14 protein-coding genes and 1 tRNA gene are annotated in these 12,831 nt (G+C 61.2%); 7 read left to right on the top strand and 8 right to left on the bottom strand.

Annotation, left to right across the window (positions count from 1 at the left end):
* The first annotated feature begins 115 nt into the window (after positions 1-115).
* Positions 116-192 (top strand) — tRNA-Met (locus B9Z33_RS14905).
* A gap of 49 nt (positions 193-241) precedes the next feature.
* On the opposite strand, the gene B9Z33_RS14900 is transcribed toward B9Z33_RS14905, so the two are convergent.
* Together B9Z33_RS14900 and B9Z33_RS14895 are read right to left on the bottom strand one after the other, a co-directional pair.
* Positions 242-469 (bottom strand): hypothetical protein, encoded by a 228-nt coding sequence (locus tag B9Z33_RS14900; protein ID WP_108287761.1) that lies wholly within the window; start codon positions 467-469, stop codon positions 242-244.
* A gap of 144 nt (positions 470-613) precedes the next feature.
* Entirely contained in the window at positions 614-1,393 is a 780-nt protein-coding gene (locus B9Z33_RS14895) for an enoyl-CoA hydratase (RefSeq protein ID WP_108287929.1), read from the bottom strand.
* Between the two features lie 173 nt (positions 1,394-1,566).
* Between B9Z33_RS14895 and B9Z33_RS14890 the strand changes: the two genes are divergently transcribed.
* Genes B9Z33_RS14890 through paaK form a run of 3 tightly spaced genes read left to right on the top strand, consistent with a single transcriptional unit; the run spans position 1,567 to position 4,183 of the window.
* Positions 1,567-2,370: an enoyl-CoA hydratase-related protein gene (locus B9Z33_RS14890; protein ID WP_108287760.1), complete on the top strand. Its 804-nt coding sequence runs from the start codon at positions 1,567-1,569 to the stop codon at positions 2,368-2,370.
* Positions 2,371-2,383: 13 nt separating this feature from the next.
* Positions 2,384-2,821 carry a hydroxyphenylacetyl-CoA thioesterase PaaI gene (gene paaI, locus B9Z33_RS14885; protein WP_369916758.1) on the top strand — a complete coding sequence of 146 codons (438 nt, stop codon included), beginning with the start codon at positions 2,384-2,386 and terminating at the stop codon, positions 2,819-2,821.
* A gap of 60 nt (positions 2,822-2,881) precedes the next feature.
* Complete coding sequence (gene paaK / locus B9Z33_RS14880; protein ID WP_108287758.1) at positions 2,882-4,183, top strand: phenylacetate--CoA ligase PaaK; 1,302 nt, start codon at positions 2,882-2,884, stop codon at positions 4,181-4,183.
* A gap of 132 nt (positions 4,184-4,315) precedes the next feature.
* Here the strand turns inward: paaK and B9Z33_RS14875 are convergent, their stop codons facing one another.
* From B9Z33_RS14875 to B9Z33_RS14860, 4 genes are read right to left on the bottom strand one after another with little or no spacing between them, the layout of a single operon-like run.
* Positions 4,316-6,085, bottom strand: a complete 1,770-nt coding sequence (locus B9Z33_RS14875) for a M61 family metallopeptidase (RefSeq protein ID WP_108287757.1) — start codon at positions 6,083-6,085, stop codon at positions 4,316-4,318.
* Between the two features lie 12 nt (positions 6,086-6,097).
* A complete protein-coding gene (locus tag B9Z33_RS14870) occupies positions 6,098-6,553 on the bottom strand; it encodes a DUF3429 domain-containing protein (protein WP_108287756.1) in 456 nt (151 codons plus the stop codon).
* A complete protein-coding gene (locus tag B9Z33_RS14865) occupies positions 6,550-7,266 on the bottom strand; it encodes a DsbC family protein (RefSeq protein WP_108287755.1) in 717 nt (238 codons plus the stop codon). The genes B9Z33_RS14870 and B9Z33_RS14865 overlap by 4 nt, the downstream gene beginning before the upstream one ends.
* A gap of 44 nt (positions 7,267-7,310) precedes the next feature.
* Complete coding sequence (locus tag B9Z33_RS14860; protein ID WP_108287754.1) at positions 7,311-8,477, bottom strand: FAD-dependent monooxygenase; 1,167 nt, start codon at positions 8,475-8,477, stop codon at positions 7,311-7,313.
* A 228-nt stretch (positions 8,478-8,705) separates the two neighbouring features.
* Between B9Z33_RS14860 and ychF the strand changes: the two genes are divergently transcribed.
* Positions 8,706-9,797 (top strand): redox-regulated ATPase YchF, encoded by a 1,092-nt coding sequence (gene ychF / locus B9Z33_RS14855; protein ID WP_108287753.1) that lies wholly within the window; start codon positions 8,706-8,708, stop codon positions 9,795-9,797.
* An 84-nt stretch (positions 9,798-9,881) separates the two neighbouring features.
* Here ychF and B9Z33_RS14850 read toward each other — a convergent pair whose 3' ends face one another.
* Entirely contained in the window at positions 9,882-10,835 is a 954-nt protein-coding gene (locus B9Z33_RS14850) for an alpha/beta fold hydrolase (RefSeq protein ID WP_108287752.1), read from the bottom strand.
* Positions 10,832-11,314 carry a YqaA family protein gene (locus B9Z33_RS14845; protein WP_108287751.1) on the bottom strand — a complete coding sequence of 161 codons (483 nt, stop codon included), beginning with the start codon at positions 11,312-11,314 and terminating at the stop codon, positions 10,832-10,834. The genes B9Z33_RS14850 and B9Z33_RS14845 overlap by 4 nt, the downstream gene beginning before the upstream one ends.
* Before the next feature lie 156 nt (positions 11,315-11,470).
* On the opposite strand from B9Z33_RS14845, the gene dusB reads away from it, so the two are divergent.
* Both dusB and B9Z33_RS14835 read left to right on the top strand, forming a co-directional pair.
* The gene (gene dusB / locus B9Z33_RS14840; protein ID WP_108287750.1) at positions 11,471-12,502 is read left to right on the top strand and encodes a tRNA dihydrouridine synthase DusB; all 1,032 of its coding nucleotides are present in this window, start codon (positions 11,471-11,473) and stop codon (positions 12,500-12,502) included.
* Complete coding sequence (locus B9Z33_RS14835) at positions 12,499-12,738, top strand: Fis family transcriptional regulator (RefSeq protein ID WP_108287749.1); 240 nt, start codon at positions 12,499-12,501, stop codon at positions 12,736-12,738. Before dusB ends, B9Z33_RS14835 begins: the two co-directional genes overlap by 4 nt.
* Positions 12,739-12,831: the final 93 nt, after the last annotated feature.

Genomic DNA, 12,831 nt, shown 5'->3' with positions numbered 1-12,831 from the left:
TGCCGATTGTTACGCCAGCTGGCAAGAGTTGGGCGAAATTTTGTGTATAATTTTTGGCTTGATGACGTCAGTCATCCGCTTTGAGACAGTTTGTTTCGAAGCAAGCAGGTTACCTGGAGATATAGCTCAGTTGGTTAGAGCGCAGCATTCATAATGCTGATGTCGGTGGTTCAAGTCCACCTATCTCCACCAAATACAAAGCCCACAGTTTTGCGACTGTGGGCTTTTTGGTTTTTGGCGTTCAGGCGAAAACGTCCACGGCGTCACCCAAGCCATTCCAGCTCATTTTTTTGCGTGGGCTGCCCAGCCTGCTGTTTTTGCCCGCTTTTCCGCTTTTGTCTGACGAAGACACCCGGACTCGCCCAGCGACGGCCTCAGGGGCCATTCGTTTTTCCACGCGGTCGATCTGATTGACCACGGGGGCCATGGGGCGCAGTGTTTGGCCAATGGAGATGGGGGTGATTCGCATGAGGAACTTTCAGGGTGCTTGATGGATACATCGGCACGAGAACCTGAAAGTGAAGCGCAAAGTGGCAGAGGGCGTGTGTGCCATACCCATGAAAAAGCCCGCCGTGCAGGCACGGCGGGCCGGGGTGTTGGCAATCGGGTTGCTTTAGCTGTTCACAAAATTGGGTGCACGTTTGTTCAAAAAGGCGTCCATGCCTTCTTTTTGATCGGCAGTGGCGAACAGACCGTGGAATAGGCGGCGTTCGAACATCACACCGTCTGACAAGCCGCTTTCAAAGGCGCGGTTGACGCTTTCCTTGGCCGCCATAGTGGCCAATTGGCCGTAGCCGCAGATCACCAAGGCGGCGCCCAAGGCTTCGTCCATCATTTTGTCCAGAGGCACCACGCGGCTGACCAGTCCGGCGCGTTCGGCCTCTTGGGCATCCATCATGCGGGCTGTCAGCACCAGGTCCATGGCTTTGGACTTGCCCACGGCGCGGGGCAGGCGCTGGGTGCCACCGGCACCGGGGATGATGCCAATCTTGATTTCGGGTTGGCCGAATTTGGCGTTGTCGGCCGCGATGATGAAGTCGCACATCATGGCCAGCTCGCAGCCACCCCCCAGGGCAAAACCGGCCACAGCCGCGATCACGGGCTTGCGGATGGTGCGGATGGTTTCCCAGTTGCGGGTGATGAAGTCCTGTTTGTAGACATCGTTGAAGTTGTACTTGGCCATGGCCGCGATGTCGGCACCCGCTGCAAAGGCTTTTTCGCTGCCGGTGATGATCATGCAGCCAATCGCTTCGTCGGCGTCAAAAGCCTTGAGCGCTGTGCCCAGCTCGTCCATCAATTGACCGTTCAGGGCGTTCAGCGCCTTGGGGCGGTTCAAGGTGATGATGCCGACTTTGCCGCCTTCGACGCGGACTTCAATGTTTTCGTAGCTCAAGACGCTCTCCATCGATCAGAGTTGAATATCGCATTCCACTATACCCGCAGCAGCTGCCGCCGGACTGTCAAATACGGCGCAGGCCGCGCGCGGTTCAAAAGCTCAACATAGGGAAAACATTAACCAACCGATCGGTCGGTTAATGGTAAATTCGCTGGGTAAGGAGAACTTCCATGACCGAATCCGCCGCCCCATCGGTGTTGTACGAAGTGCGAGGCGCCGTGGCGCTGGTCACGCTCAACCGCCCCCAGGCCCTCAACAGCTTCACCCGCGAGATGCACAGCAGCCTGTGGACTGCGCTCGATCAGGCCGAAGCCAACCCCGCCGTGCGCGCCCTGGTGCTGACCGGCGCGGGTCGCGGCTTTTGCGCCGGTCTGGATCTGTCTGAACTCGACTTCACCCCCGGCCCTGGTTTGCTGGAACGGGCTGATCCCGGCCCAGTGATCCACGACGCTTTCAACCCCACCACGCGCCGTTTGCAGTCGTTGCGCATGCCCGTGATCTGCGCCGTCAACGGCGTGGCCGCTGGCGCAGGCGCCTCGGTGGCCATGGCCTGTGACATCGCGATCGCCGCGCCCACGGCCAGTTTTGTGCAGGCGTTCAGCAAGATCGGTCTGATTCCGGACGCGGGTGGCAGCTGGCTGCTGGTGGAGCGCTTGGGCCTGCCCCGCGCCATGGCTTTGGCCATGACGGGTGACAAGCTGAACGCCGACAAGGCCAAGGAGTGGGGCCTGATCTGGGATGTGGCTGAGGACTGCGTGGCCGCTGCGTTGGCGATGGCCGACAAGTTGGCCGTGATGCCAACCAAGGCGCTGGTCGCCACGCGCCACCTGTTGCGCGACGCGGGCACCCGCTCGCTGGACGCGCACCTGAATGTGGAGCGCGACACGCAATCGGCGCTGGGCAAAACGCACGACTACATGGAAGGCGTGAACGCCTTCTTGCAAAAGCGCGCCCCGTTGTTTACTGGCGAATGATCAAAGGCGAATGATGAGCACCGCTGATCCTCAAGCCCTTGCCCGCCTGGTGGGCGACACCATGTTCGCCGTCGACGTGGCCTCCAAAGACACCATGGGCATGGAGCTGCTGGCCTGCGAGCCGGGCCGTGCCGTGATGCGCATGGAGGTCAAGTCGCTGCACCTGAACGGTCACCAGATTTGCCACGGCGGCTTCATCTTCACGCTGGCCGATTCAACCTTTGCCTTTGCTTGCAACAGCTACAACAAGAACGCGGTGGCGGCAGGCTGCAGCATCGAGTTTTTGAAGCCTGGCAAGCTGGGCGATGTGCTGACCTGCGAAGGCGTTGAGCAGACCCTGAGCGGTCGCCACGGCATCTACGACATGAAGGTCACCAACCAAAATGGTGAGGTGATCGCCATGTTCCGTGGCAAGAGCGCACAAATCCCAGGCACCGTGGTGCCGGAATAAATGAACAAATTGGGGGACCGGTCTTCAGCCCTGTCCCCCGCTGATCAAGTGGAGTTATGAATGAGTCAAAAAGCCTTCCCCCTGGAGCCGATTGAAAAGGCCAGCATCGACGAACTGCGCAGCCTGCAGCTCAAGCGCCTGCAACAAACCTTGCAGCACGCCTATGCCAACTCGCCCGTGTACCGCGCCAAGTTCGATGCCGCAGGCGTGCACCCCGACGACTGCAAGAGCTTGGCCGACATCGCCAAGTTCCCCTTCACCACCAAGTCGGACCTGCGCGACAGCTACCCCTTTGGCATGTTCGCCGTGTCGCGTGAAAACTGCGCCCGCATCCACGCGTCCAGCGGCACCACCGGCAAACCCACGGTGGTGGGTTACACCCTCAAAGACATCGACACCTGGTCCACCGTGGTGGCGCGCAGCATCCGCGCGGGTGGTGCAAAGCCTGGCGACATGGTGCATGTGAGCTATGGCTACGGCCTGTTCACTGGCGGTATGGGCGCGCACTACGGCGCAGAAAAACTGGGCCTCACAGTCGTGCCTTTTGGCGGCGGCCAGACCGAGCGCCAGGTGCAGCTGATCCAGGATTTCAAGTCCAACATCATCATGGTCACGCCCAGCTACATGCTGGCGATTGCCGACGAGTTCGAGCGCCAGGGCATCGATCCCAAGACTTCTTCGCTGCGCATCGGCATCTTCGGCGCTGAGCCCTGGACCAACGACATGCGTGCCGCCATCGAAAAACGCATGGCCATCGACGCGGTCGACATCTATGGCCTGTCTGAAGTCATGGGCCCCGGCGTGGCCAGCGAGTGCATCGAGACCAAAGACGGCCCGACCATCTGGGAAGACCATTTCTACCCCGAGATCATCAACCCCGAAACGGGCGAACCTGTGGCCGACGGTGAGATGGGCGAACTGGTGTTCACCAGCCTCACCAAAGAAGCGCTGCCCATCATCCGCTACCGCACGCGCGATCTGACGCGCCTGCTGCCCGGCACCGCCCGCACCATGCGCCGCATGGAAAAAATCACCGGCCGCAGCGACGACATGATGATCATTCGCGGCGTGAACGTGTTCCCCAGCCAGATCGAAGAGCTGATCTTGAAGCGCAGCGAACTGGCCCCGCACTACCAGTGCGTGCTGACCCGCGAAGGCCCGATGGACGATTTGAAGGTCGTCATCGAAACCAAACCCGGCGTGTCACCCGACAGCATCGAAGCCCGTGCGGCTGCCAAGATGCTGCAACACGAGATCAAGGTCTACATTGGCTCGAGCGTGGCCATCGAGCTCAAGGCCGAAGGCGGTGTTGAGCGCAGCCAGGGCAAAGCCAAACGCGTGGTGGATTTGCGCGGCAAGTGAAGGTACTCATCACTGAGTGCCCATGGGCATTTCAGTGTGAGAGCCAGGCTATGTGGGAGCGAGCCCCTGCTCGCGAAGGGTGGTTGGAGCCACTTCGCCCATTCGGCCGCATGGCAAGAAGCAGGGCAGCGCTCAGGCCGCAGGCCAGCCTGCTTTGCGGTCGGCGCTCAGGCCCAGTTTCCAGCCGCTGGCTTGTTCGGGCACTTTCAAAGGCAAGCGCAGCAGGCGTTTGTCGCGTGAGACCAGCGCCACCAGACGGTGTTCCTTGCCCAGCAGCGCGGGCAGGTCGTCGAGTTTGCTCAGACGCCAGCTGCCGCCCTGGCCTTTGGCCCCCACGTCCAGCCCCAGCCATTCATCGCCAGCGGCCAGCCCTGCGGCTTCGGCGGCGCTGCCGCGCAGCACGCCTTTGATCTGAACGCTGCCCCCGGTTTCGCTCACGCGCAGGCCCAGGCGCTGGGGCATGGTGGCTATTTCGACATCGATACTGACACCATGTGCCGTCAGCAATTCGCGCAGCGGCAAATCTTGCGTGCTGTGCACCCAGGACTTGATCTCGCTGTGCCAGCTGCGGCCTGTGAGGGCCTGCAGTTCGTCCAGCAGGTCTTGCTCGCGCATGGGGCCAGCCTTGCAGCGCTTCCACAGGCCGCGCATCACGTTGTCGAGTGTCTGGTTTTCCTGGCGCAATGACAGGTCCAGGCACAGCGCCACCAGTGAGCCCTTGGTGTAGTAGCTCACCGTGGCATTGGGGGTGTTCTCGTCCTGGCGGTAGTACTTGACCCAGGCGTCAAAGCTGGCTTGCGCCACGGTTTGCACATGGCGGCCCGGCGTTTGCTGCACCTGAGCGATGGCTTTGCCCAGCAGCTTGATGTAAGCGGCGTCGTTGATCAGCCCTGCGCGGCGCAGCAGCAGGTCGTCGTAATAGCTGGTGAAGCCTTCAAAAAACCACAGCAGTTGGGTGTAGTTCTCTTGCGCGTAGTCGTAGCGCGCCAGAGCGTCGGGGCGCAATTGCTTGACGTTCCAGGTGTGAAAGTACTCGTGGCTGATCAGGCCCAGCAGCGTGGTGTAGCCCTCGCTGGTGTGCGCGCTGCCATGCTGGCTGGTGATGCGCGGCAAGTCGGCGCGGTTGCAGATCAGGGCCGTGCTATTGCGGTGCTCCAGCCCGCCGTAGCCGTCGTGCACGGCGTTGAGCATGAACAGGTAATTTTTGTGCGGCGCTTTGGTGCCTGCTTGTGGGCCTTTGCCATGCCAGAAACGAATTTCGGCTTCGCAGATTTTTTGCGTGTCGGCCAGTAGGCGGTCGCCGTCGAAGGAGGGCAGGGCACCGGCCACCACAAAGCGGTGCGGGATGCCGCAGGCCACAAAGCTGCCTGACCAGAACGCACCCAGCTCCACCGGGCAGTCCACCAGTTCGTCATAGTGGGTTGCCTGGTATAGCCCAAAGCCTTTTTTGTCGGTTTTGACTGCTTGCAGGCCGGTGGCCGCTTGCCAGTCGGGCTGGCCTTGGACGGCTTGCAACTGCAATTGGTGCGGCAGTTCTTCTTGCCCGTGCACGCGCAGGCACAGGCTTGTGCCATTGAAAAAGCCGCGCTGGTTGTCCAGCCAGGCAGTGCGCACCGAGTTGTCAAAAGCATAGACCTCGTAGCTCAGCACCAGGGGCTGGGCCGGTTGGCAGGCGATGTCCCAAGTGCATTTGTCGCGTTGTGTCAGTGCGACTTGGCGGCGGCCTTGTTTGGCGCTCAGGTGTTGCAGATTTTTGGCAAATTCGCGCACCAGATAACTGCCCGGAATCCACACCGGCAGCGACACGGTTTGCAGTGCTGCGGGTTGCGCGATGCTGAGCGAGACCCGAAACAGGTGGGCATGCAGGTCGGCGGCTTCAACGGTGTAGTGGAGGGCGGTCATGGGCAATGCTTGTCAGGTTGCACCCGCTGCCAGAAAGCAGCTGAGCGAGGCCACGATGGTCAATTGCAAGCGCATCGGCAGCCAGGGGGCCAGACCTGCGGCAGGCCAGGTGCGGCGGTCCATCACGTAGCAGCCGATCAGCACAAAGCCCAGCAAAGGCAAACCGGCAAAAGCCGGCATCATCACGGCCACCCATGCCAGCAAGGTGGGCACAACGCCCCAAGTGAAGTGGATGCGTGGTGCGGCAGGTGTGATCAGTGCGTTGCGAAAGCCCACGCCCCAATGAATGCCGCCCAAAAAGGACACGATGACCGCGCCATAGCTTTGCATGGACAGCGCCACATAGGGGTGCAGGTCTGGACCCACCGACCACAGGCACAGCGCCAGAAACACAAACGGGATCAGTCCGGCGTAGCCCAGACGACGGATCAATTGCCAAGTGGGGTCTTCGGGGTGGTGTGTGTTCATTTGATGTCAGTCAGCATTTTTTCGACTTGGGCAATCGGCACAGCGCCGGGCACGCGAGAGCCATCGGCAAACAGCAGCGTGGGGGTGCCGGTGATGCGTTGTTTTTTGCCAAATTCGACGTTGGCATCCACGGCGCTCGTGTCGCAGTTGGCCGCCACAGGGGGCGTGCCGTTGATCATCCAGTCGTTCCAGACCTTGGCCTTGTCTTTGGCGCACCAGATGTTTTTGGATTTGGTTTTGGAGTCGTCGCCCAAGATGGGGTAAAGCAGGTGGTAGATCGTCACGTTTTCGAGCTTTTGCAGGTCTTTCTCAAAGCGCTTGCAGTAGCCGCAGTTGGGGTCGGCAAAGATGGCCAGCTTGCGTTTGCCATTGCCACGCACTTGGGTGAAGGAGTTTTTCAGGGGCAACTGGTCAAACGGAATGGAAGACAGTTTTTCCATGCGCTCTTCGGTCAGGTTGCGTTTTTGCTTGACGTCGATCAGCGAACCCTGGATCAGGAAGTTGCCTTCGGCATCGCTGTACATCACGTCGTTGCCCATGCGCAGCTCGTACAGGCCGTTCATGGGTGTTTTGCTGACCTCATCGATCTTGGGCAAGTTGGGCAGGCGTTCGCTCAGGTTTTTGCGCAAGGTCGCTTCCTGGGCAAAGGCAGGGCTCATCGACAGGGATGCCAACGCCACGAGCGACATCAGCATCAAACGGACAAACTTCATCGGATTTCTTTCGAGGTCAAAAAGGGTGGTGTTGCAAAGCGGAATCAATGCAGGCCAGAGCTTGTTTTGCCCATGGCTTGTTGCGTCATCCATTGTTTGATCGGGCCGCTGCGGTCAAAGCCGCGCATGCCCCAATTGCGCAGGTTTTGCCACACAGGGCCAGGTTGCGCAAACAGGCGCTGCAAACCGTCGGTGACCAGGCCCATGGCCTGCACGTCGGCCTGACGGGCGCGCTCGTAGCGGCGCAGCAGTTTCAAGTCATTCAATGGACGCCAGAATTCCTTGGCCCGGATCACGCGGACCAGCTCGGCCACATCGGCCAGACCCACGTTCAGCCCCTGGCCTGCCAAGGGGTGCAGTGCGTGGGCCGCATCACCTGCCAAGGCAAACGACTGTTTGGCAGTGCCGGGCATCGCACCAATCCAGCGCTCGGCGCGGGCCAGTTGCAGCGGCCAGACGGCGCGCTCTGCAGACAAGGTCATGCGGCCCAATGCTAGGCCACAAGCCTGACCGAGTTCGCCAGCAAACGACTCGGGCGGCAAAGCCATCAATTCTTGCGCGCGCAGCGGGTGCACCGACCAGACCAGAGCGACCTCGCGTCCACCTTCGCCGCTCAAAGGCAGCAGGGCCAAAATTTCGGCTTGCGGCTGCGACAGACCGGGCACTTGGCTCCAGCCAAACCATTGCCGGGCAATGCCTTCATGGGTTTGCTCGCACACCAAGCGGGCGGCCACGGCGTGTTGTTCGTAATGGGTGATGTCAAACGCCACACCCAACTCGGCCCGGGTCTGGCTGGCACGGCCTTCGCACACCACCGTCAACGGTGCGGCTACTGGGGCTGGCACCACCTCAATGTGCGGCTGAAACTTCACCGCAGCGGCCAAGAGTGCTTCCAGCACGGGCACATCCACCATCCAGTTGAGTTCGCCCACGCCTTGTTCTTGGGCTCCAAAATTCAGTTGGCCGCCGTGGTCGCCCCACACCTGCATGCGGTGCACGGGCGTGACGGCAGGGCTGTCGGGCCAGCAGCGCAGGTCTTGCAGCATGGCCATGGCCGCGCCGTTCAATGAATAAGCACGCACATCGGGCACCGTGGGCTTGGTGGGGGACTCGACCAAGGCCACGTTCAGCCGTTCACGGGCCAGCAGCAAGGCCAGTGTGCGACCCACTATGCCAGCGCCACGGATGCAAATATCGGGAGGGTTTGCCATGACCCGCATTGTAGGTGGCACCCGAATGACAGGTGGGCTACAAGCCGATACCCGGGCCGACCCTTGACCCTTGTGGGAGGCCGCCCCTGCGGCCGAATGCCTGCATGGGCCCAGTCAGGCATTTGCGAGCAGGGGCGCGCTCCCACGACAGTCAGCGCTGCATGGATGGGCGGACTGAGGGCACCCGTTAAAATCCCGGCTTATCTCCCGAATCACCGAAAGCCTTCCATGAGCCTCAAATGCGGCATCGTGGGTTTGCCCAACGTTGGCAAATCCACCCTTTTCAACGCCCTGACCAAAGCCGGCATTGCCGCCGAGAACTACCCTTTTTGCACGATCGAGCCCAACACAGGCGTGGTGGAAGTGCCTGATCCGCGCTTGCAGCAGCTGGCCGAGATCATCACGCCCGAGCGCATCGTGCCCGCCATCGTCGAGTTTGTGGACATCGCTGGTCTGGTGGCCGGGGCCAGCACGGGCGAGGGCCTGGGCAACAAGTTCTTGGCGCACATCCGCGAAACCGACGCCATCGTCAACGTGGTGCGCTGCTTTGAAGACGACAACGTGATCCACGTGGCCAACAAGGTGGACCCGATTGCCGACATCGAGGTCATCCAGACCGAGCTGTGCCTGGCCGACCTGGCCGCCGTTGAAAAAGCCATCCACCGCGTGAGCAAAATCGCCCGCTCCGGCGACAAGGATGCTGTCAAGCAAATGGCGATCCTGGAAAAGTGCCAGACGGCACTGAACGACACCCAGCCGGTGCGCACCATCGACTTCAGCAAAGAAGAGCGCGCCGAGCTCAAGCAGTTCTTCTTCATCACGGCCAAGCCCGCCATGTTTGTTGCCAACGTGTCGGAAGACGGCTTCGAGAACAACCCCTTCCTCGACCGCTTGAAGGCCTTTGCAGCAAAGCAAAATGCGCCCGTGGTGGCTATTTGCGCCAAGATCGAGGCCGAGTTGTCCGAGATGGAAGACGCTGATCGCTTGGAGTTTTTGAAGGAATTGGGCCAGGACGAGCCAGGCCTGAACCGCCTCATTCGTTCCGCCTATACCTTGCTGGGCCTGCAAACCTATTTCACCGCCGGTGTGAAGGAAGTGCGCGCCTGGACCATCCATGTGGGCGATACGGGCCCGCAAGCGGCTGGCGTGATCCACACGGACTTCGAGAAGGGCTACATCCGCGCCCAAACCATCGCGTTTGACGACTTCATTGCCTTCAAGGGCGAGCAGGGCGCCAAAGACGCGGGCAAGATGCGCGCTGAAGGCAAGGAATATGTCGTGAAAGACGGCGACGTGATGAACTTTTTGTTCAGCTCTTGAGTTGACTTCAAATCCCCGCAAAAAACCGCGCCTTGGCGCGGTTTTTTTGTGCGTCGTCGGCAGGGCGAGCTGGACGGGCTCTGCTCAGCGGCTTGAAGCCAAAAATTTCAGCACCGGCACCACACTGCGTTTCGGGTCTTCTTCTTGCGGCACATGGCCCAGCGCGTCAAACACCACGTATTGGCTGCCCGCGATGTCCTGGTGAAAGCGCTGGCCCGACGGCTCGGTGATGAGCTGGTCTTGTGCGCCCCAGAGAATCAGCGTGGGTTGCCGGATGGTCTTGATCAGTCCTGCATATTGTTCGTCGGTTTCGCGCAGCTTCAGGCGTTGGCTCAGGCTCACGCGGTTGCCTGCGCGCAGGGTCAGTTCGTAGTACCGGTCCACCAGTTCCGGCGTCACTTTGCCCGGGTCTGCGTAGACGCTGCGCACGCTGGACTCGATCATGCGCCGTGGCAGTAGCTGGCTCATCAGGGGTTGGAGCCAGTCAATCTGCGCCAGCCGAAAGCCCAGCGGCACCGAGGTCGATTGCAGGGGGTAACCGGTGGCGTCCACCAGCACCAGACGGCTGACCCGCTCGGGATGACGCACCGCAGTGTGCCAGGCGATGCCGCCACCCAGCGAATTACCCGCCAGCACCGCACGGCGCACGCCCAGCTGGTCCATCAGGGCAGCGATGAAGTCGGCGTAGCGTTCCATCCGGTAGTCACCATCGGGCGCGGGGCCTGTGAGGCCAAAGCCCGGCAAGTCCATGCGGATGACGCGGCGTTGACCCTTGAGCGCCTCGCTCCACCCGTCCCAGGTGTGCAGGCTGGCCGATGTGCCGTGGATCAGCACGATGGGTTCGGAGTCGTCGCGCGCGCCTTCGTCGCGCAGGTGCACTTGCATGCCTTGCAAGGCAATGAATTGGGACGGTGCTGTGGCCCAGCGGGCCTTTAGGCTTTCCACGCTGCGATCGGGTGCCCACGACAGGCCAATGCCTGCAGCGAGCATCAAAAGCACAGTGAAAACTACCCAGCGAAACAGACGAAGCGTTTTCATGCGATGCCCCCTTGCGGGAAAAACCAGAGCAATGCGGCCGTCATGACCAGATAGCGCCCGAATTTGCCGATGGCCATGTACAGAGCGCAGGGCCAAAAGGGTTGCTTGAGCCAGCCCGCCACCGCGCACAGTGGGTCACCCACCACGGGAAGCCAGCTCAGCAGGCAGGCTTTGGGGCCGAGCTTTTCCAGCCAGACCAGCGCCCGCAGGTGGGTGGTGGAGTCTCGCCATTTGTCGACAGCGCTGTGTGCCCCCCAGCCCATCCACCAACTGAGCATGCCCCCCAGGGTGTTGCCTGCGGTGGCCACCCCAATGGCGGGCCAGAACAGCTCGGGGTTGAGTTTGACCAAGCCAAAAACGGCAGGTTCGGACCCTAGCGGCAGCAATGTGGCGGAAATGAAGGACACCACAAACACCGTGCTCAGGCCATGTTGTGGCAGAGCCAGCCATTGCAGCAATTGATCGAGCCAAAGTTCCATGAGGGCCAGTGTAGCGGGGGCCCAAAAATCAGGTCACACAGTGCCCATGGCGATGGTCATTTGCTTAGCACAGTCAGCTTTCAGTTGCTGAAATATTAAGCAATTACAATCGTGCCTCCTTTTTAAGCAATCCACCTTTCGCACCTTTCACCAGTCATGCAGATTGGCCCTTACCCATTGCCGAACAATTTGTTCGTTGCCCCCATGGCGGGGGTGACGGACAGGCCTTTCCGTCAGCTGTGCAGGCAGTTTGGGGCGGGCTACGCGGTGAGTGAAATGGTGACTTCGCGGCCCGATCTGTGGGCGTCTTTGAAGACTTCACGCCGCGCCAACCACGACGGTGAGCCCGGCCCGATCGCGGTGCAGATTGCAGGCACCGAGGCGCAGATGATGGCCGACGCCACGCGCTACAACATCGACCGGGGCGCGCAGATCATCGACATCAACATGGGCTGCCCCGCTAAAAAGGTCTGCAACAAATGGGCCGGCTCGGCCCTGATGCAAGACGAGCCGCTGGCGCTTCAGATCATTTCTGCCGTGGTCGAGGCGGCCTTGCCGCATGGCGTGCCTGTGACGCTCAAGATGCGCACCGGCTGGTGCGATACCGAAAAGAACGCCCTGAGTCTGGCCCGCGCCGCTGAAGTGGCTGGCGTGCAGATGGTCACCGTGCACGGCCGCACCCGTGAGCAGGGTTACAAAGGTTTTGCCGAATACGACACCGTGGCCGCAGTCAAGGCCGCGCTCAAGATCCCGGTGGTGGCCAATGGCGACATCGATTCGCCTGAAAAAGCCCGCGACGTGCTGCGGGCCACGGGCGCTGACGCCGTGATGATCGGCCGTGCCGCCCAGGGCAGCCCCTGGATCTTCCGCGAGATCGGACACTTTTTGGTGACAGGCGAACACCTGGCCCCGCCGCTGGTGGCCGAAGTGCGCCGCGCCTTGTTGGAGCACCTGCAAGACCATTACGGCCTGTATGGTGAATACACCGGCGTGCGCTCGGCCCGCAAACACATTGGCTGGTATGTGCGTGCGCTGCCCGGCGGCGACGCATTCCGTGAACACATGAACACCCTTGAAACGGCGCAGCAACAGCTGGCGGCGGTGGCGCACTTTCTGGATGGCCTGGGCAGCCAGATGGACCGCCTGCCTGTGGCCCGTGCCCAGCCGTTTCTGGAGACATCCGAATGAGCGAACAAAAATCCATAGAAACCTGCATCCGGGGCAACCTGGAAACTTATTTCCGCGACCTGGACGGCACCGAGCCGACGGGTCTGTATGACATGCTGGTCAAGCTGGTTGAAAAGCCCCTGCTCGACGTGGTGATGACCCAGTCGGGACAGAACCAGTCGCGCGCTGCCGAATGGCTGGGCCTGAACCGCAACACCTTGCGCAAGAAACTGCTGGAGCACGACCTCCTGAAATGAACCCGGGTGGTCGTGCGGTGCCCGGCCCCTGATGAATACCTGCCGGAACCGTGTACCCCGGCCCCCTGATCTGAACTTTGTAGAAGAAAGCCC

The sequence above is a fragment of the Limnohabitans sp. T6-20 genome, from assembly GCF_003063505.1.
Classification (GTDB): Bacteria; Pseudomonadota; Gammaproteobacteria; order Burkholderiales; family Burkholderiaceae_C; genus Limnohabitans_A.
This window is presented reverse-complemented; position numbering and strand designations above follow the sequence as displayed.